Below are 19,524 nucleotides of genomic sequence, written 5' to 3' on the forward strand. Positions count from 1 at the left end.
GGATGATCCTGCGGTGCGTGTCGGTGCTGGCCTTTGCCGCGCCGCTGGCCGATCTGTCGCCCGCCGTTGCGCAGGCGGGGCCGCATGACCGGGCGCCGCATCAGGCCTGGAGCTTCGAGGGGCCTCTGGGGCGCTTCGATCTCTCGGCCGTCCAGCGCGGTTATGCCGTCTATGCTCAGGTCTGTTCGGCCTGTCATGGCATGAAGGCCATGACCTATGGCGACCTGACGCGCATGGGGCTGACCATGGAGCAGGTCGGCCGGATCGCGGCCACGCAGCAGGTGCCGGGCGGGGTGGACGCGCAGGGCGACCCGGTGACGCGCGCCGCCACGCCGGCCGATCATTTTCGTGACCCGTTCGTCAATCCCCAGGCTGCGGCGGCGGCCAATAACGGGGTGGCGCCGCCCGACCAGTCGCGGCTGGCGCTGGTCTATCCCGGCGGGCCGGACCGGATCTATGCGGTGCTGACCGGATATCGGCAGCCGCCGGCGGGCTATCGGCCCAGCCACGCCGGCGCCGTCTACAACCCCTATGCCAGCGACCGCGAAATCGCGATGCCGCCGCCGTTGCGCGACGGGCAGGTTGTCTATACCGACGGCACGCCCGCCACCACGGCGCAGGAGGCGCGGGATGTCACCACCTTCCTGGCGTGGGTGGCGCAGCCTCATCTGGAGGCGCGCCACCGGCTGGGCGCGCAGGTGGTGCTGTATCTACTTTTCCTTGCCGTTCTGGCGTTCCTTCTGAAACGGAGAATCTGGTCCGATGTCCATTGAAACCGCCCCTCTTGCGTCTGCTCAGGACGCCATCGAACCCGTGATCGGCCTGATCGGCGGATCGGGCCTGTATGATATCGACGGGCTGGAAGACAAGGAGTGGCGCACGGTCGAAACGCCATGGGGCCAGCCATCCGACCAGTTGCTGTTCGGCCGGCTGGACGGCGTGCGCTGCGTGTTCCTGCCGCGCCACGGGCGGGGGCATCCGATCCCGCCGTCGCGTCTGAACTATCGGGCCAACATCGCGGCGCTGAAGATGTCGGGCGTGACCGACATCGTGTCGCTGTCGGCCGTGGGGTCGCTGAAGGAGGAACTGCCGCCGGGGCATTTCGTCATCATCGACCAATTCATCGACCGGTCCTTCGCGCGGGAGAAGAGCTTCTTCGATACCGGCTGCGTGGCCCATGTGTCGGTGGCCGACCCGCTGTGCCCGCGCATCGGCGACGTGCTGGAAGAGGCGGCACGGGACCTGAAATTGGATGTGACGCGCGGCGGCACCTATCTGGTGATGGAAGGGCCGCAATTCTCGACCAAGGCGGAGAGCAATCTTTACCGTTCGTGGGGCTGCTCGGTGGTCGGCATGACCAACATGCCGGAAGCCAAGCTGGCCCGTGAGGCGGAGATTTGTTACGCGACCGTGGCCATGGTGACGGATTACGATTGCTGGCACCCCGACCATGACAGCGTGACGGTCGATGCCGTCGTGAAGGTCATGCTGTCGAACGCCGACCGGGCCAGGGCGCTGGTGAAGTCGGTGATCCCGACCCTGGGCCGTCCGCGCGGGCTGTGCCCGGCCGGGTGTGACCGGGCGCTGGAGCATGCGCTGATCACCGCGCCGGAGAAGCGCGACCCGGCTCTGCTGGCCAAGCTGGAGACCATCGCCGGGCGCGTGCTCTCGCGCGGCTAAGGCAGATCCTGTTTGAATGCGGGCATTCAAACAGGTGGAAACGCTCTGGAAACCTGCCCCGGCGGTGCGGCCTGCGTGGTCTGCATCATCGGGGCTTGCGAATATGTGCCGTTTCAGTGCCGGTTGCCGTCGATGAGGGGGCGCTGAAGCAGGGAGCCCATGAGCGCGGCGACCAGCAGTAGCAGGCCGACCATTGCGAGTGCGACGGACAGGCCGGCTGCCCCGGCGATGAAGCCGAGTGCGGCCGGCCCGATCAGGATACCGGAATAGCCGAGGGTGGTGATGGCGGAGATCGCCAGATGCTCCGGCATCCGCTTCTGCCGGCCGATGGCGGAATACAGGACGGGCACCACGTTGGCGCAGCCCGCACCGACCAGGGCATAGCCCGCCAGGGTGAATTGCCAGACGGGAACGGTTGCGACCAGCAGCATGCCCGCCGCCCCCAGGAGGCAGCCGGCGACGACCAGGATATGCCCCGCGACATGGCGGACCAGCCGGTCACCCAGCAGCCTGCCGGCCGTCATCGTGCAGGCGAATGCCACATAGCCGAGGCCGGTATGACGGACGTCCACATGGCGGACCGTGGCCAGGAACACGGCGCTCCAGTCGATCGCGGCACCTTCGGCGAGGAAGACGATGAAGCACATCATGCCGATGACCAGTACGACGCCGTGCGGGAGCGTGAAGGCGGTGTGCTCGGACGAAGCCGTGGGCCGCGTCAGCAGGCCGGGCAAGGCGAGCAGGCCGCCCAGAAGAATCAGCGCGACGACCGTCATCGTGGTTGCAAGGGGGGAGAGGCCGAGGCTGAGCAGGCCGCTGGCCCCTGACGCCCCCAGCAGGCCGCCGACGCTGAACAGGCCGTGAAAGCCGGACATCATGCCCCGGCCGCACGCGCGTTCGACAACGACCGCCTGGAGGTTGACGACGCAGTCGATGGAGCCGATGGCCGCCCCGAAGAAAGTGAGGGCGAACGCCACGACGGCAATCGACCCTGACGTGGCCAGGATCGGCATGGTGCAGCAGACCGCAAGCGTTGCGACGCCAATGATTCGTCGGCATCCCAGCCGGCCCGCCAGTGTCCCCGCCACCGGCATGGTGAGGATGGACCCCATGCCGAGGCAGAGCAGCAGGAGGCCGAGATGCGTGTCGGTCAGACCGCATCGGAGCCTGACATAGGGGATGAGGGGGGCCCAGGCGGCCCCGGAGAAACCGGCGATCAGGAAAGCCAGCCGGGTGGCGCGCCGGGCCTCGGGCGAGGCCGGAGACGGGCCGCCCATGAGCGGCCGGCCGGCAGTCGATGCGACATTCGACATGTGAGCGACGATTCAGAGCAATCGGTCGAAGAAGGCCAGGCTGCGGGTGCGGGCGAGGTGGGCCGCCGTGGCGTTGAAGCTGGCGCGTTCCGGGCAGCCGAAGCCGTGCCCGGCATCCGGGTAGGTGTAGACCGGCAGATCGGGGTAGGCGGCGCGGATGGCGGCGATGTCGGAGAGCGGGATCGAGGCGTCGGTCTCGCCGAAATGCAGTTCTACCGGGCAATGCGGCACAAGGGTTCGCTCGGCGGCGATGCCGCCGCCATACCAGCCGATGGCTGCGCCGAAAACATTGGTGCGGCAGGCGGCCTGCCAGGCGATGGTGCCGCCCCAGCAATAGCCGATGATGCCGGTATGGGCCGGTGGCAGACCCAGTGCGCGGGCGGCGGCGGTGATGTCGAGCAGCGTGTCTTCGGGCGGGATCGCGGCGCGCAGTTTCAGGCCCTTCTGCACGCCATCCTGGTCGTAGGGCAGTTCCACGCCGCCCTCCGCGCGGTCGAACAGGGCGGGGGCGATGACGCGGTAGCCGTCGGCGGCGAAGGAGTCGGCAACCGCGCGGATGTGATGATTCACGCCGAAAATCTCCTGCACCACGACCAGTGCGCGGGCGGCGTCGGCCGGGCCGGCGGTGTAGGCGGAGAGCGTGTGGCCGTCGGTGGCGGTCAGGGTGATGGTCTGGCCCATGAGGCAGGTCCTTTTCTGTCCCGATAAGGGCCGGTAGAGTGGCGGTATGACCGAGATCGTCAACCTGCGACAGGCGCGCAAGCGCAAGGTTCGCGCGGAGCAGGCCGCCATTGCGGCGCGCAATCGGGCGCTGCACGGCAGGACGCTGGCCGAACGCGACCGCGAGCGGCAGGAGGCCGAGCGGGCCCGGCGGATGCTGGACGGCGCGCAGCTCTCCGCCGGGCCGGAGGGGGACGGGCAGGGGTGATGAACTCCTGGGGGCCGTCAGGGGCGTGCGGTCAATGTAACGTGAGGCATACCGTGGCGTGGCGCAGCACCGGCGGGGAGATCGGCCCCTGTTGGGTCACCCTGACCGAGTGCAGTTGCCCCTCCAGCGAGCGGGTCCAGAAATCGAGGAACCGGCGGAGTTGCGGATAGGACGGCGCCAGGTCGAGTTCCTGCCAGATGTAGGTCTGGAGCAGGGTCGGGTGATCGGGAAGGCGATAGAGGATTTCGGCGGTCGTCAGGCGGTAGTCGTTGAGCTGGAGCCGCAGAGACATGGACACCTCGCTGGATCGACGGTTGAGACGCAGCGCCAGCCTGCGTGAGCAGGCATGAGGATTTCAAGAAAAATTCTTTGTTCCCAGAAACTTGGCAGTCGTCGAAAGAAAGTGCTGCCAAGACGTTGACAGGGAGGGGGTGGGCTCCTACCTGTTGGTTGGCACTCTCGCAAGGAGAGTGCTAAAGCGACGCGGCTCTGGCGCGCGTGCCAACCCGGTGGCGTTGCTTATTCAAGGGCGTTACCTTTTTTAGACGTGGAGCGATCCATAATGACGAATTTTCGGCCCCTGCATGACCGTGTGGTCGTCCGTCGCCTGACCGGCGAAGAGAAGACGGCTGGCGGCATCATCATCCCCGACACCGCCAAGGAAAAGCCGATGGAAGGCGAAGTCATCTCCGTCGGCCCCGGCGCGCGGAACGAGCAGGGACAGATCGTCGCCCTCGACGTGAAGGCGGGCGACAAGGTGCTGTTCGGCAAATGGTCGGGCACCGAGGTCAAGATCAATGGCGAGGAGCTGCTGATCATGAAGGAAAGCGACATCATGGGCGTGATCGCCTGAGGTCCTTCTACTTTCCTTTCTGATTAACGAGTTTCCTACAGGAGAATTCTGAAATGGCAGCCAAGGACGTAAAGTTCGGCGGTGAAGCACGCCAGCGCATGCTGCGGGGCGTGGACATTCTGGCCGACGCGGTGAAGGTGACCCTGGGCCCGAAGGGCCGGAACGTCGTGCTCGACAAGAGCTTCGGCGCGCCGCGCATCACGAAGGACGGTGTGTCGGTCGCCAAGGAAATCGAGCTGGCCGACAAGTTCGAGAACATGGGCGCCCAGATGGTGCGCGAAGTGGCCTCGAAGACCAACGACGTGGCCGGCGACGGCACGACGACGGCGACCGTGCTGGCGCAGGCGATCATCCGTGAGGGTGCCAAGGCCGTGGCCGCCGGCATGAACCCGATGGACCTGAAGCGCGGCATCGACAAGGCCGTCGTGGCCGTCGTCGAAGAGCTGAAGAAGAACACCAAGAAGATCACGACCCCGGCCGAGACGGCCCAGGTCGGCACGATCTCCGCCAACGGCGAGCATGAGATCGGCGAGATGATCTCGCAGGCCATGCAGAAGGTCGGCAGCGAGGGCGTCATCACGGTGGAAGAGGCCAAGGGCCTGCACACCGAGCTGGACGTCGTCGAGGGCATGCAGTTCGATCGCGGTTACATCTCCCCGTATTTCATCACGAATGCGGAAAAGATGATTGCCGATCTGGATAACCCCTACATCCTGATCCACGAGAAGAAGCTGTCGTCGCTTCAGCCGATGCTGCCGCTGCTCGAGAGCGTCGTGCAGTCGGGCCGTCCGCTGCTGATCCTGGCGGAAGACGTCGATGGCGAAGCGCTGGCGACCCTGGTCGTCAACAAGCTGCGTGGCGGCCTGAAGATCGCTGCCGTCAAGGCGCCGGGCTTCGGTGATCGTCGCAAGGCGATGCTGGAAGACATCGCGATCCTGACCGGTGGCCAGGTGATCAGCGAAGATCTGGGCATCAAGCTGGAAACCGTGACCCTGGCGATGCTGGGCCGCGCGAAGAAGGTCCGGATCGAGAAGGAAAACACCACGATCGTCGAGGGTGCCGGTGCATCCGACGACATCAAGGGTCGTTGCGCCCAGATCCGCGCGCAGATCGAGGAGACCTCCTCGGACTACGACCGCGAGAAGCTGCAGGAGCGTCTGGCGAAGCTGGCTGGTGGCGTTGCCGTCATCCGCGTCGGCGGCTCGACCGAGGTCGAGGTGAAGGAGCGCAAGGACCGCGTCGACGACGCGCTGCATGCGACCCGCGCCGCCGTCGAGGAAGGCATCGTTCCGGGTGGTGGCACGGCGCTTGCGCGTGCGTCGACCGCGCTGAGCCATCTGCACTTCCACAACGAGGACCAGCGCGTCGGCGCGGAGATCATCCGCAAGGCCCTGCAGGCTCCGCTGCGCCAGATCGCCCACAATGCGGGTGAAGATGGTGCGGTGATCGCCGGCAAGGTGCTGGAAGTCAGCGACTACACCTATGGCTTCGATGCCCAGATCGGCGATTACAAGGATCTGGTCGCGGCCGGTATCATCGACCCGACCAAGGTCGTCCGTACCGCGCTGCAGGATGCGGCGTCGGTTGCCGGCCTGCTGATCACCACCGAAGCGATGGTGGCCGAGAAGCCGGAAAAGAAGGCCCCGCCGGCCCCCGGTGGCGGCATGGGTGGCATGGGCGACATGGATTTCTGATCCATCGAGCCTGTCGGTCCGGGCCTTGTGCCCGGACCGGAAGCTGCTTTTTCCGGCAGGAAAAGAGCCGTCCGTTCGCGGGCGGCTTTTTTTTGTTCTATTGGCCGGGGGCGACGCCGGTGTGGGCGGTGATGAAGGCCAGCAGGGCTTCCGCCGCCCTGCTGCGATAGCGCTCCTTATGGCGGAGCCCGAAAAAGGGCCTTGGGCCGAACGAGAAGGGCGCCGCATGCAGGATCCCTGCGCGGATGCCGGGGGCGACGACCAGGGAGGACAGGGCGGCAATGCCGGCGCCGGCCTCGACGGCGGTACGCACGCTTTCGTTGGATGGCAGCACCAGGGCGATATCCAGCGTATCGGGGGCGATGCCGAGCCGGCGCAGATGCTGGTTGAGTGTCGAGCGCGTGCCTGAGCCTTCCTCGCGCATGATCCAGCGCGCCTGTTGCATCCATGCGGCGGTGATGGGGGTATCCGGGAAGGGCTCGGCCTGCACCAGCAACAGCCTGTCCTCGCCGATCGGCCAGTGTGCCAGGGCCGGATCGTCGATTGCGCCCTCGACGATTCCGATATCGGCTTCGCCGTCATGGACCTGTGCCGCTGCCTGTTCGGTGTTGCGGATCGTCAGGTCGACCGACAGGGCCGGATATTGGTGACGGAACGCCGCGAGGAGGGCGGGCAGCCAGTAGGCGGCGATGGTCTGGCTGGCGACAATGCGCAGCGTGCCGCGCCTGAGCGCGCCGAGATCGTCCAGCACATGTTCGGCGGCGGTGGCGCGGGCCAGCACGGCGCGGGCCTCGGTGAGGAACAGCCGGCCGGCCTCGGTGAGGGTGATGCCCCGGCCGACCCGGTGGAACAGTTTGACCCCATGGCGTTCCTCCAGCGCCGCGATCGCCGCCGATGCGGCCGATTGGGTGACGTTCAGCGCCCGGGCGCCAGCCGTCATGTGCTCGCGTTCGGCAACGGCGATGAAGAGGCGAAGCTGTTCCAGGGTCATGGAGGGGGCGGGTCCTGACTGATCTGTTTTTCTGATTGAAACGACAAAAACGATGCGTTGGATAGAATGATTGGTTCGGGAGTAGCACGGGTGGCGAAAGGAAGCTGCCATGACGATTCCCGTCCTTCATCCCGTGGCGATGCCCGCCTGCTCCACCCCGGAACGGCTTGCGCCGGGCATCGTGCTGTGCCTGCTGGTTACGGTCCTGGCCTATGGGCTGGCGGAAGCGGAGCGTGTGTTGACCGGCAGGGCATGGCTGGAGGCGCTGGTTCTGGCGATCCTGTGCGGAACGGCACTGCGCAGCCGGTGGGTACCTGCCCGGAAATGGCGGGCCGGCATTGCCTTCTGCGCGAAATACCCGCTGGAAATCGCGATCGTGCTGCTGGGCGCGTCGGTCAGCGATACGGTGATCCGCGCTGCCGATCCGGCGCTGCTGGCCGGTATTGCCGGGGTGGTGGCTGTGGCGATCGTGCTGGGGTTCGGGATCGGCCGCCTGTGCGGTGTGCCGGCGCGCATGGCGTTGCTGGTTGCCTGCGGCAATGCGATCTGCGGCAATTCGGCGATTGCGGCGATCGCCCCGGTGATCGAGGCCGACGATGACGAGATCGCGGCGGCGATCGCCTTTACCGCGATGTTCGGTGTGGCGGTCGTGCTGGGTCTTCCGCTGCTTGGCATCATGCTGGGCATGGGCGGCGTTGCCTATGGTGCCTTGGCGGGATTGACCGTCTATGCCGTGCCGCAGGTCATTGCCGCCGCCGCGCCGCTGGGGACGGTGGCGGTGCAGATGGGCATGCTGGTCAAACTGGCGCGGGTGCTGATGCCGGGGCCGGTCTGCCTGGTGCTGTCGCTGGTGACGCATTCGGCCGGCGGAGAGGGGCCGGAAGGGGCGGTGGCGGGTGCGCGGCCGCGCCTCGTACCGTGGTTCCTCGTCGGTTTTCTGGCCCTTGCGGCCTGCCGGCTGCTGGGGCTGGTGCCCGTTGGCGTGGTTGCGCCGCTTGGCGATGGCGCGGCGGTCCTGACGGTCGTATCCATGGCGGCGCTGGGGCTGGGGGCCGATCTCCGCATGGTGGCCAGGGCAGGGGGACGGGTAATGGCGACGGTGGCGCTGTCGCTCCTTGGCCTGACGGGACTTGGGCTGGGTCTGATCCGGATGCTGCATCTGGCCTGATGTCCGGGTTCGGTCGCGCCGGGGGTGCGTTACGGAATTCCGGTGATGTCGCGATTTTTAAAAAACCGGGCACCCGGATGGTTTGACAAACCGGCCGCGTTCGTGCGCCCATAACCGCATCTGGATCGATGCTGGTCGTCGGCGGTAGCCCGCCGGGTATCGCGTGTCGGGCAGACATCGGTCGAGCGGCATCATGCCGGCAACAAGGGACGAAGTGACTATGGCGACGGGTACCGTGAAGTGGTTCAACGCAACCAAGGGTTTTGGCTTCATCATGCCCGAGGACGGGGGCAAGGATGTGTTTGTGCACATCACGGCCGTTCAGGCGGCGGGTCTGCGGGGCCTGAACGAGAACCAGCGCGTCAGCTATGACGTCGTGACCGAGCGCGGCAAGGCGGCGGCGTCGAACCTCAAGCCGCTCTGACGGCAGGATTACGGGGCGGGGGGCATTGTATGTTCCCCGTCCGCCGAGGCGCGCAGGAAGGCCTGTAGTTCCCGTGCGGTTTCGGCCAGGCCGGCCCGGTGGACGGCAACGCCATCGGGGAAGGCCGACATCAGCCGTGAGGGTGCCCGGCGGTCGAGCAGTACGAACGCCCCCCGGTCCCCCGTGCTGCGGATCAGCCGGCCGAATGCCTGGCGCAGGCGCAGGCGCGCGATCCGGTCGTCATACTCGCCCGGCGCCCCGTGCGATAGGTGCGTGCGGCGTTCGCGATGCAGGATATCGGGGCGGGGCCACGGCACGCGCTCGAACACCACCAGACGCAGCGCATTGCCGGGGACATCCACCCCGTCGCGCATGGCATCCGTACCCAGCAGGCAGGAATTTTCTTCCGAACGGAAGATATCGACCAGCGTGGCATTGTCCATGCCGTCGACATGCTGGGCATAGAGCGGGATGCCCGCTTCCTCCAGCGGTTGGGACAGCCGCCGATGCACGGCACGCAGGCGGGAAATCGCGGTAAACAGGCCCAGTCCTCCACCGCCGGCGGTCAGGAACAGGGTGCGATAGGCGGCGGCCAGCGCGCCGATATCGTCATGGGCCACGTCGGTGACGACGAAGGCGCGGCTCTGGTGGCGATAATCGAACGGGCTGGCCAGCGCGGCGCGCAGCGCGGGCGAGGGCAGGTGGCTGGCGCCGGTCCGGGCCTCGGCAGCTTCCCACGCGCGCTCGGCTTCTTCCGGGTCGCCCTTGGCGTTTTCGTCGCGCAGGGTGGCCGAGGTGATCAGGACGCCATGGGCCGGGGCCGCCAGCACAGTGGCGAAGGGGATGGTGGGGTCCAGCCAGTGGCGGTGCAGCCCGACATCCTGCTCGCCGGGGCGCTGGCCCTCGCGGCGGTCCATGCGGATGAAATCGACATATTGCGGGGCGCCGAGGCTGGTGCCGTCGCGGACCTCGCCGATTGCGCGCAGCATCGCGCTCCATCCGTCGACCCGGCTGAGGGCGCGGCGGCGCATTGTGCGAACCGCGGCCTCGATCCGCTCGCGGGTGGCGGGGTCGAGATCGCCGGATTCGTCGTCCAGGCGCTCCAGCAGGCGGTCGATCAGGGTGCGCAGGGCGACCGACAGCCGGTCCAGCGCGCGTGCCAGTGTGTTGGCGGCCGGCGAGACATTCTCGGCCAGCGGATGCAGGTCGCATTCGATGGCGCCCGGCATGGTGTGCGGCTGGGCCGGGTCGCCGGCGCGGCTGCGGGCGAGAACCTGGCAGGCCAGCAGGTGCAGGAACTGTTCGCAGGGATTGGGCAGCGTGTCGCGCGGTGTGGGTGGTGCTTCGGCTGTCGGCGCAGCCTCGCCGGGCGGCGATGGCATGGATGCGCGGAGCATGTTGGCCAGACGGCCGGACCAGCCGGGTGCGGGCAGGGCGTGGGCGGCCTGCAACACGGCATCCAGCGGAGATTCCAGTCTGGCGTCGCCGACCACCAGGTCGTCCAGGCGGCGCTTGAGGCCACGGGCGCGGGAGCGGGCCCCTTCGGCGCCCAGCAGCCAGCGGCGGAGTTCGGCCGCTTCCAGCCCCGACAGTTCGACCGAGAAGGCGCTGTCGGCGGCGTCCATCACATGATGGCCTTCGTCGAACACGTAGCGCGTGGGGATATTGTCTTCGTCGGAGGCCGTGTCGTCGCCCATGGCGTGCCATGCGGCCTGCGTCATCACCAGCGCATGGTTGGCGATGACCAGGTCGGCCTGGCGGGCGCGGCGGATCGAATGTTCGACGAAGCAGCGTTGATAATGCGGGCAGGCGCCGTGGATGCATTCGCCCCGCCGGTCCGCCACGCCTGCCAGCGTGCCGCGCCCGAACAGGTCGCCGAACCAGCCGGGCAGGTCGCCGCCCATCAGGTCGCCATCGGCGGTGACGCCGGCCCAGCGGGCCAGCAGCGACAGCGCGACAATACCGCCGGAGGGGCCGCCCCGGTTGCCGGCGACGTTCACGGCTTCTTCCATGTTCAGCAGGCACAGGTAGTTTTCCCGCCCCTTGCGCAGGACGACATGCTGCCGCCGGATCGCCGGGTCGGGGTGAAGCCGCGCCAGTTCGCCCTCGATCTGGCGTTGCAGGTGCCGTGTGTAGGTGCTGATCCAGACGGAGCCGCCATTGCGTTCCGCCCACAGGCTGGCAGGGGCGACATAGCCCAGTGTCTTGCCGGTGCCGGTGCCCGCTTCGGCCAGGACCATGTGCGGGTCGCCGCGCGTCAGGCGCGGGGCGAAGGCGGCGCTGGCGGCGCCCGCGAAATCGGCCTGGCCGGCGCGGCTTTCCGCCTGGGTGCCCAGCATCTCGGCCAGCCGGCGGCGGGCGTCGGCCACCGAGACAGGCAGGCTGGACGGGGCCGGGCGGGGAGCCGTTTCCTCCCATTTGGGCAGGCGGCGCCAGACGCGGATGGCGTCGCCCGGTTGCAGGGATTCGGCCGGCAGGGGATGGGCGGCGCCGAGGGTGGCCAGCACGCTGGGACCCCAGGCCCAGCCGGCGTGGTCCATCCTGACCGCCAGCGCCGCCATTTCCTCGCCCGCCGGGGTGGGGCGCAGGGCCGCGATGTGGTCGAGAAGGATATCCGTGAGGTCGGGCAGCAGGTCGGCTTCGGCCTTGCCGATCCGCGCCGCGTCCAGCCCCAGGGCCAGGGCCAGGCCGCGCGCGGTCGGCGGGACCGTGCGGCCGGGCATCGTGAACAGGAACAGTTCCAGCAGGTCCAGCCACGCTGTCGGCTGGGGCTGGGGAGGCAGGCCCAGCCGGCGTGCGGTCAGTGGCGCGTGGATGACCAGGGGCGGCGGCATGTCCCGCAGCATCCGTGCCGCTTCCTCGCCCGGCACGGCCAGGAGTTCGCCGTCGGACGTCAGCAGCGAGCAGGTGCCGTGACGCGCCACCAGGGCGGGCGGCATGTCAGTGGAGGGGGGCGGTGTGGCCATCACGGGAACATATAGGGGACAAATCGCCGTCTGTCGCCCACCGGATGGAGGGATGATGTATGGTATGGATTGACCGGTCAGGTTTCAGTTCATAGCTTCCTGCGCATCATGTCCGATCAGAACCGTCTCGATCCCGCTTCCCTGCCCAAGGCCTGGCCGTTCGAAGAGGCGGCCAAACTGGCCGCCCATGTCGAACGCAAGGCCCTGCCGGCCGATGCGCCCGCCCTGCTGGAAACGGGCTATGGGCCGTCTGGCCTGCCGCATATCGGCACCTTTGGCGAGGTGGCGCGGACCAGTTGGGTGCGGCAGGCCTATACGCGCCTGACGGGACGGCCGACGCGGCTGCTCGCTTTTTCCGACGACATGGACGCGCTGCGCAAGGTGCCGGACAACGTGCCCAATGGGGACATGCTGCGCCAGCATCTGGGCAAGCCGCTGTCGCGCATTCCCGACCCGTTCGGCACCCACGAATCCTTTGCCGCCCACAACAATGCGCGGCTGCGGTCGTTTCTGGACGGATTCGGCTTCGAATATGAATTTGCGTCCTCCACCGAATATTATGCCAGCGGCCGGTTCGATGCGGCGCTGCGCCGGGTGCTGGAAGTGCATGACGAGATCGTTGCCGTCATTGCCCCGACGCTTGGCCCGGATCGCCGCGCGACCTATTCCCCCGTTCTGCCGGTTCATCCGCGCACCGGGCTGGTGATGCAGGTGCGCATGGACGGGATCGACCCCGTGGCGGGGACGGTGCGCTGGACCGACGAGGACGGCGAGACGTTCGAGACGCCGGTGACCGGCGGCCATGCGAAGATGCAGTGGAAGGCGGACTGGGCCATGCGCTGGTTCGCGCTGGGCGTCGATTACGAGATGTCGGGCAAGGACCTGATCGACAGCGTGAAGCTGTCGGGCAAGATCTGCCGCATCCTGGGTGGCGAGGCGCCGGCCGGACTGACCTACGAGCTGTTTCTGGACGAGAACGGCCAGAAGATCTCCAAATCCAAGGGCAACGGCATCTCGGTCGAGGAGTGGCTGCGCTATGCGCCCGCCGAGAGCCTGGGCCAGTATATGTTCAATGCGCCCCAGCGGGCGAAGCGCCTGTTCTTCGATGTCATTCCCAAGGCGGCGGACGAGTATCTGGCCAATGTCGCACGGGCCCGCACGCAGGAGGCCGATGAGTCGGCGCAGCTGGCCAATCCGGCCTGGTTCATCCATGCCGGGCGGATCGACGACCGCGCGGGCAGCCCGCTGACCTTCGCCATGCTGCTGAACCTGGCCAGCGCCGCGAATGCGGATACGCCCGACGTGCTGTGGCGGTTCATCCACCGCTATGATGCGGCGGCGTCGCCCGAGACCTGCCCGATGCTGGCGCGGCTGGTGGATCACGCGATCGTCTATTATGCGGATTTCGTGCGGCCCTCGAAGACCTACCGGGAGCCCGACGCGCGGGAACGCGCGGCCCTGGCGGATCTGGCGGAGACGCTGCGCGGGCTGGAGGGGGAAGCGACCGATCCCGACATGTTGCAGAACCTGGTCTTCGAGATCGGCAAGCGGCATGGATTCGAGCCGCTGCGGAGCTGGTTCGGCTGCCTGTACGAGGTCCTGCTGGGCCAGAAGGAGGGGCCGCGATTCGGTATTTTCATCGGTCTTTATGGGGTGGCGGAAACCGTGGCGCTGATCGAGGCGGCGCTGCTTCGGGCGGCGGCCGGGACCGCGTCTGTCGTCGCCGGTTGACGCAGGGGTGGTGACCTCTGCCATGGCCGGGTTCGCTCTCTGATGGTTCTGAATTGCTCCCTTCCGCCGGATGGCCCCTCGCCGCCGGCGCCGGGTTGGCGGCGGCTGCTGCGGCATCTGCCGCATGTGGTGGGCCTGTGCCTGATGGTCGCCGCGATCGTCGTGGTCCAGCATGAGGTGCGGGACCTGCATTGGGATGATATCCGGGCGGCGCTGGGGACCATACCGGCCACGACCATGATGCTGGGGATCGGCTGTACGGTCCTGTCCTATTTCATCCTGGCCTTTTACGATTGCCTTGCGGTGGTGCAGGTCGGGCATCGGCTGTCGTTTCGCAAGGCGGCCTTTGCCTCGTTCTGTTCCTACGTGCTGTCGCATAACCTTGGTTTCGCCGCGATTTCCGGGGCGGCCGTGCGCTTTCGGCTGTATGGCAACTGGGGGCTGGGGGCGTTTGATATCGCCCAGATCATCGCCTTCTGTTCCGCGACCTATCTGCTGGGGGCGGGGGCGCTGATCGGTGCCGTGCTGCTGCTGGAGCCCGGTGCGATTCCGGTCATCGGGGCGCATCTGCCGCATCTGGTGCTGGCGGGGATCGGGTTGCTGCTGTGGGCGGTGGTGGGGGGCTATATCCTGCTGGGGCTGTGGCTGACGCAGGTGCGGATCTGCCGCTGGACCATCGTGCTGCCCCGGCCGCCCATGGCGTTTGCCCAGATGGTGGTCGCGGCTGCCGAGGTCGCCGCCACGGCCGGGATTGCTTACATCTTCCTGCCGTCGGGGATCGGGCTGGGATACGGGGTGTTCCTGGCCATCTATATCGCCTCCTACACCGCCGGTCTGGTGGCCAGCGTGCCGGGGGGGCTGGGGGTGTTCGACGGGGCGATGATGCTGGCGCTGGGGGCGTATCTGCCGCCGTCGCAGATCGTCAGCACCATTCTGGTCTTCCGGCTGTTCTATTACATCATTCCGCTCTTTCTCGCCGGGCTGATGTTTGCTGGGCATGAGCTGTTCCTGCGCGGGGATGCTGCCCTGGCGCGCAAGGGGGCGCCCCGCGTCCCCCGGCGCGGGCCGCGCGAAGTCCGGCCCAGCCATGTGATCCGCGAGAGCGAGGCCGATTTCTCGGTCGTGGTGGCGACGGGGGCGGTTTCGATCTGCGGCGCGCTGCTGATCGCGCTGACGATCCTGGACCCTGCGTCGTGGAGCAATGCCGGCGGCCTGCATCATCTGGTAGGGGTGGCGGGCGATTACCTGCTGTCGCTGATGGGGGTGGCGCTGATCGGCCTGGCCGTGGGCCTGTCGCAGCGTGTGACGCTGGCCTGGAAACTGACGCTGGGCCTGCTGGTGGGGGCGGCCGCGCTGACCCTGCTGCGGGGGGCATCGCTGGCCGTGCCGGGTATTCTGGGGCTGGTGGCGGTTCTGATCGCACCGTTCCGTAGTTCCTACTACCGGCATGCGCGGATTCTGAGCGAACCGCTGTCGTTCCGGACCGGGCTGTCGCTGGTGCTGCTGATCGGCTGCGTGCTGGTGCTGGTCTGCTCCGGGCCGCAGGACGAGGTTGGCGGGAGTTGGTGGGAGGTCATGCTGTTCACCTCCTCCCACGGTATTGCGCAATGGGTCATGGGGCTGGCCGTCCTGCTCGGTCTGGTCATGATCGGCCGGCTGGTGCGTCCTGGACGGATTGCCGTGCGACCCTGGGACAGCACCGCCGAAGCCGAATATCGGGCGCTGGACCATGCGTTGGACGATCTGGGGCCGATCCCGCCCACCGGGCTGATCCCCGGCGAAGCCGGCCTTGCCCTGCTGCCGTTCGTGCGGACGCAGACCTTTCTCATCGGGCTGGGCGATCCTGCCGGGAAGTCGGCCGATTGTGCCTCTGCCATCTGGTGGCTGCGGGACCTGGCGGTGCAGGAGGGCAGGCAGCCAGCATTCTGGCAGGTCGGGGCCTCGATGCTCGATGTCTATAACGATCTGGGCCTGACATCCTGGCCGCTGGTGGAGGAAACCGGCGACGACCTGTATCTGTGCTGCCTGCCGCAGAGCGTGCAGCCTGTCATTGCTGTGATGCAGACGGACGGGAGCGTGCCGGCCATGCGTCTGGACGGGACTTGACGGCCGCGTCAGTCTGGGAAAAACGATAGCCGGCTTTCGACTGGTGGCGACTGGTCGGGCATTGCCGCCAGATCGCTCCTTGGAATGCGTTCCGATGTCCCCAGGCCTTCATGGCATTGCTTCCCTCGGTTGGAAGGATGCGCTCTCCGTCTTCAGCAATACGTTTCTGCTGGCGTTTCCCGCCCTATTCTCGATCGTCAATCCGATTGGGGCGTCGCTGATCTTCTCGCAGGTGACCGCCGGGCGGGAGCGGAGCGAAACACTGGCATTGGCCCGGACGGTCGCGCTCTATTCAGCGGCGCTTCTGATTGCTTCGATCTGGGCCGGCAGCGCGATTCTCGCATTTTTCGGCATTACGGTGGATTCGCTGCGGATCGCCGGCGGGCTGGTGGTTGCCGTTCGGGCCTGGTCGCTGCTTCAGGCGCCGGAGGAAGCCGCCGCGCGCAAGGAAAAACAGGCCATGCAGGGCGGGCGGACCGTCACGCTGCCGAGCTGGACGGAAATGGCCTTCTTTCCGATGACCATGCCGTTCACGGTTGGGCCGGGTTCGATCGCGGTCGCGATCGCCCTGAGTGCCTCGCGGCCGGCATCGCCCGCGTGGCTACCCTTCTATCTCGCGGTTTCGGCGGCCGCGATCGTCGTGGCGGGGACGGTGTGGCTGGCTTATTCCTATGCCGAACGGCTTGTCGTTCTGCTGGGGGTGACGGGAGCGCGGATCGTCTCGCGCCTTGCCGCGCTGATCCTGCTGTGTATCGGCGTGCAGATCCTCTCGGCGGGGATCGAGGGGCTCGTGGTGACGATTATGCATGCTGTTGCGGCGTCGTGACCTGTCTGGACGGTGCCAGCAGGGGGGCGATGGCCGCGCGTAGCGCCGGGAGGACCTCTGCCGTAAACCAGGGATTGCGGCGCTCCCACGCCCCGGTGCGCCAGGACGGATGCGGCAGGGGAAAATAGCGGGGCAGATAGGCGCGGAAATCGCGCACGCGGTCTTCCACCTTGCCAGGCCCCAGGACAGCCGCCTGGGCGTAGGACCCGACCAGCAGGGTCAGAGTGACGTCGGGCATGCAGGCCAGCAGCTTCTCCCGCCAGAGCGGGGCGCATTCCGGGCGCGGTGGGCGGTCGCCGCCCTTGGGCATGCGACCCGGATAGCACAGGCCCATCGGCAGGATGGCGATGCGCCTGGAGTCGTAGAAGGTCTCGCGATCCATGCCGAGCCAGCCCCGTAGCCGGTCGCCGGAGGCATCGTTGAACGAAATTCCCGTTTCATGAACCCGTGTGCCGGGGGCCTGGCTTGCGATCAGCAGGCGGGCGGTCGGTGAGACATGCAGCACCGGGCGTGGTCCCAGCGGCAGGCTGTCGGCACAGACACGGCATGCGCGCACCTGTGCCACGAGAGCGGTGAGATCGTCCGCCGCCTTGGCGCGGTCTGTCATGCGCCCAGGAGTTCTGTGACCCATTGGGGGACCATGCGGGTCGCAGGGCCTACCAGCGTGCGGTCGAACAGGGTGGGGATCTGGGGCGCGTCCAGGTTGATGTCCACCGTTTCTGCATGGTCGCGGACCTCGGCCACGAAGCCGGCGGCTGGATAAACCGTGCCGGAGGTGCCGATCGTCACGAAACGGTCGCAGCCGGCCAGGGCGGTTTGGATACGGTCCATATGAAGCGGCACTTCACCGAACCAGACGACATCGGGCCGCAGGGTGGGGCGGTGGCAGGCCGGGCACGGGGTGTCGGGCAGGCAGTCGTCCAGCCATTCGGGCGTGGCGCCGCAGGACGTGCAGCGGACCCGCCGTAATTCGCCATGCATATGCAGCACGTTGCGGCTGCCCGCGCGTTCGTGCAAATCGTCGATATTCTGGGTGACGATCAGGAGTTCGCCGTTCCAGCGCCCGTCATGCGCGGCTCGCTCCAGTTCTGCCAGGGCCAGATGGGCGGCGTTGGGCTGGACGCCCGCCAGTTCCGCGCGGCGTCCGTTATAGAAACGGTCGACCAGCATCGGGTCCCGGCGGAAGCCTTCCGGTGTGCAGACATCCTCGATGTTATGTCGGCTCCACAGGCCGTCGGCATCACGGAACGTCTCCAGGCCGGATTCCCGGCTGATTCCGGCACCTGTCAGGACAACGATGCGTTCCGCTGGATGATGCTGAGTCATGTTTTATCTATGCCCGATCGCCGGACATAAGAAAACCGCCGCGGGGAGGCCCCGCGGCGGCTGAAAAGAGACCTGGCTGGTCGGACGCTGTTTACTGCGCCTCGTCCACCCCGGCATGGGTCTGCGGCGCGAAGGTCCAGCCTGCGCCATAGGGCTGCGGGTGCAGCAGCAGCCAGCCGCTGCTCGGCGCGCCGAAGCCGCCGCCCGAGATCGCCGCGCCGGTATCGCGCAGCTTGGCGACATCGGCCGCCGTGACGTTCGCCGGCGCATGGTTGCCCCATCCGGTCCGGATGAAGTTGACCACATCCGCGATCTGCTGGGCCGACAGCGTCTTACCGTAGCCCGGCATGGCCACCGCGGACGGCGCCCAGTTGGTCGGCGGCAGCACGCCGCCATGGACGACCACATTGACCAGCGAGGTCGGGTTTTCCGTCGCGACGACGGGGTTGCCGGCCAGCGGCGGGAACATGCGGGCCACGCCGCCGCCGTCATTGCGATGGCAGATGGCGCATTCGCGCAGGTAGACTTCCGCGCCCGGAGACGAGGTGGTCTTGCCCGTGTTCAGCATGTCGGCGGTCGAGGCATCATACGTGTAATTGCCCTGGGCCGGAGGAACCGGCGGCAGGCTCTTCAGGTATTTGGCCATCGCGCGCAGATCGTCGTCGGTGAAGTACTGGGTGCTCCAGCCCACCACGTCGGCCATGCCACCGAAGACGGCGGAATGATCGATACGACCCGTCTTGAGGAAGTAGTACAGATCGTCCTCGGACCAGCGGCCGATACCCACCACCGGGTCGTTACGCAGGCTGGGCGCCACCCAATTGTCGATCGGCGCGCCGCCGGCCAGGAAGACCGGGCCGCCACTGGCATCGAGCGCCTTTTCCTGCATGGCAAAGCCGCGCGGGGTATGGCAGGCGCCGCAATGGCCCGGGCCGGTGACCAGATATTCACCGCGCGCCACGTCCGGATCGGTGCCGGCTGCGGGCTTGAATTCGGTCGGAGCTGGCGCGAACAGCGTGCGCCAGATCGCCAGCGGCCAGCGCATGGACATCGGCCACGAGATCTCGTTGGCGCGGTTGGGCTGGGCCACCGGCTTCACGCCATGCATGAAATACGCATAGAGCGCGCGCATGTCGTCCTGCGTCATGCGCGAGAAGGCCGGGTAGGGCATGGCCGGATACAGCGTCGAGCCGTCCTTGCGGATGCCGTGGCGGACCGCCTGGTCGAATTCCTCGAAGCTGTAGCCGCCGATGCCGTCGGAACTGGGCGTGATGTTGGTGGAATAGATCGTGCCGATCGGGCTCTTGATCTCCAGACCACCCGCATAGGCCTGTCCGTGGAGGGCGGTGTGGCAGGCCACGCAGTCACCCAGGCGGGCGACATAGGCGCCCTTGTCGATCAGCGCCTGATCGGGCGCCTGAGCCATTGCAGCGGTGGCAAGGAGGCTGAACGCCGCCGTGCCGATCGCAACTTTAAGCCTGTTGAGCATTCTGTTCACCATGCGTCGCGTTGATGCGG

At 67.4% G+C, this 19,524-nt stretch carries 18 protein-coding genes; 10 read left to right on the top strand and 8 right to left on the bottom strand.

From position 1 onward, the window contains the following. Positions 1-2 precede the first annotated feature (2 nt). Positions 3-773 (top strand): cytochrome c1, encoded by a 771-nt coding sequence (locus C7453_RS06835; protein WP_114727049.1) that lies wholly within the window; start codon positions 3-5, stop codon positions 771-773. Next, entirely contained in the window at positions 763-1,680 is a 918-nt protein-coding gene (locus C7453_RS06840) for an S-methyl-5'-thioadenosine phosphorylase (protein ID WP_114726804.1), read from the top strand. The genes C7453_RS06835 and C7453_RS06840 overlap by 11 nt, the downstream gene beginning before the upstream one ends. Positions 1,681-1,793: 113 nt before the next feature. Here the strand turns inward: C7453_RS06840 and C7453_RS06845 are convergent, their stop codons facing one another. Together C7453_RS06845 and C7453_RS06850 are read right to left on the bottom strand one after the other, a co-directional pair. Continuing rightward, the gene (locus C7453_RS06845) at positions 1,794-2,993 is read right to left on the bottom strand and encodes an MFS transporter (protein WP_211311032.1); all 1,200 of its coding nucleotides are present in this window, start codon (positions 2,991-2,993) and stop codon (positions 1,794-1,796) included. 12 nt (positions 2,994-3,005) lie between these two features. Continuing rightward, on the bottom strand, positions 3,006-3,674 hold the full coding sequence (locus C7453_RS06850; protein ID WP_114726805.1) for a dienelactone hydrolase family protein: 669 nt from the start codon (positions 3,672-3,674) through the stop codon (positions 3,006-3,008). A 46-nt stretch (positions 3,675-3,720) separates the two neighbouring features. Between C7453_RS06850 and C7453_RS06855 the strand changes: the two genes are divergently transcribed. After that, entirely contained in the window at positions 3,721-3,921 is a 201-nt protein-coding gene (locus C7453_RS06855; protein ID WP_114726806.1) for a DUF4169 family protein, read from the top strand. A gap of 31 nt (positions 3,922-3,952) precedes the next feature. On the opposite strand, the gene C7453_RS06860 is transcribed toward C7453_RS06855, so the two are convergent. Continuing rightward, positions 3,953-4,213, bottom strand: a complete 261-nt coding sequence (locus C7453_RS06860; RefSeq protein WP_114727051.1) for an usg protein — start codon at positions 4,211-4,213, stop codon at positions 3,953-3,955. A gap of 270 nt (positions 4,214-4,483) precedes the next feature. Here C7453_RS06860 and C7453_RS06865 point away from each other — a divergent pair, with 270 nt between their 5' ends. Both C7453_RS06865 and groL read left to right on the top strand, forming a co-directional pair. Next, positions 4,484-4,774: a co-chaperone GroES gene (locus C7453_RS06865; protein ID WP_114726807.1), complete on the top strand. Its 291-nt coding sequence runs from the start codon at positions 4,484-4,486 to the stop codon at positions 4,772-4,774. 53 nt (positions 4,775-4,827) lie between these two features. After that, positions 4,828-6,468 carry a chaperonin GroEL gene (gene groL / locus C7453_RS06870; protein ID WP_114726808.1) on the top strand — a complete coding sequence of 547 codons (1,641 nt, stop codon included), beginning with the start codon at positions 4,828-4,830 and terminating at the stop codon, positions 6,466-6,468. Positions 6,469-6,565: 97 nt separating this feature from the next. On the opposite strand, the gene C7453_RS06875 is transcribed toward groL, so the two are convergent. Then, positions 6,566-7,459, bottom strand: coding sequence for a LysR family transcriptional regulator (locus tag C7453_RS06875; RefSeq protein ID WP_114726809.1), 894 nt, complete (start codon positions 7,457-7,459; stop codon positions 6,566-6,568). Between the two features lie 109 nt (positions 7,460-7,568). On the opposite strand from C7453_RS06875, the gene C7453_RS06880 reads away from it, so the two are divergent. After that, positions 7,569-8,627, top strand: a complete 1,059-nt coding sequence (locus C7453_RS06880) for a YeiH family protein (RefSeq protein ID WP_114726810.1) — start codon at positions 7,569-7,571, stop codon at positions 8,625-8,627. A gap of 220 nt (positions 8,628-8,847) precedes the next feature. Continuing rightward, on the top strand, positions 8,848-9,051 hold the full coding sequence (locus C7453_RS06885) for a cold-shock protein (RefSeq protein ID WP_012225746.1): 204 nt from the start codon (positions 8,848-8,850) through the stop codon (positions 9,049-9,051). An 8-nt stretch (positions 9,052-9,059) separates the two neighbouring features. On the opposite strand, the gene C7453_RS06890 is transcribed toward C7453_RS06885, so the two are convergent. After that, entirely contained in the window at positions 9,060-12,017 is a 2,958-nt protein-coding gene (locus tag C7453_RS06890; protein ID WP_114726811.1) for an ATP-dependent DNA helicase, read from the bottom strand. 108 nt (positions 12,018-12,125) lie between these two features. Between C7453_RS06890 and C7453_RS06895 the strand changes: the two genes are divergently transcribed. The 3 genes from C7453_RS06895 to C7453_RS06905 all read left to right on the top strand — a co-directional run bounded on the left by C7453_RS06895 (position 12,126) and on the right by C7453_RS06905 (position 16,680). Continuing rightward, on the top strand, positions 12,126-13,748 hold the full coding sequence (locus tag C7453_RS06895) for a lysine--tRNA ligase (protein WP_114727052.1): 1,623 nt from the start codon (positions 12,126-12,128) through the stop codon (positions 13,746-13,748). Between the two features lie 42 nt (positions 13,749-13,790). Then, on the top strand, positions 13,791-15,854 hold the full coding sequence (locus tag C7453_RS06900; protein ID WP_114726812.1) for a lysylphosphatidylglycerol synthase domain-containing protein: 2,064 nt from the start codon (positions 13,791-13,793) through the stop codon (positions 15,852-15,854). A gap of 94 nt (positions 15,855-15,948) precedes the next feature. After that, positions 15,949-16,680, top strand: a complete 732-nt coding sequence (locus C7453_RS06905; RefSeq protein WP_114726813.1) for a MarC family protein — start codon at positions 15,949-15,951, stop codon at positions 16,678-16,680. Here the strand turns inward: C7453_RS06905 and C7453_RS06910 are convergent. The 3 genes from C7453_RS06910 to C7453_RS06920 form a co-directional block, all read right to left on the bottom strand. Then, positions 16,655-17,287: a uracil-DNA glycosylase family protein gene (locus C7453_RS06910; protein WP_114726814.1), complete on the bottom strand. Its 633-nt coding sequence runs from the start codon at positions 17,285-17,287 to the stop codon at positions 16,655-16,657. The genes C7453_RS06905 and C7453_RS06910 overlap by 26 nt on opposite strands. Beyond that, positions 17,284-18,006, bottom strand: coding sequence for an NAD-dependent deacylase (locus C7453_RS06915; protein ID WP_114726815.1), 723 nt, complete (start codon positions 18,004-18,006; stop codon positions 17,284-17,286). The genes C7453_RS06910 and C7453_RS06915 overlap by 4 nt, the downstream gene beginning before the upstream one ends. Positions 18,007-18,097: 91 nt before the next feature. Further along, positions 18,098-19,495, bottom strand: a complete 1,398-nt coding sequence (locus C7453_RS06920; RefSeq protein WP_174787939.1) for a c-type cytochrome — start codon at positions 19,493-19,495, stop codon at positions 18,098-18,100. Positions 19,496-19,524: the final 29 nt, after the last annotated feature.

It is taken from the genome of Gluconacetobacter liquefaciens (assembly GCF_003350405.1).
Lineage (GTDB): Bacteria > Pseudomonadota > Alphaproteobacteria > Acetobacterales > Acetobacteraceae > Gluconacetobacter > Gluconacetobacter liquefaciens.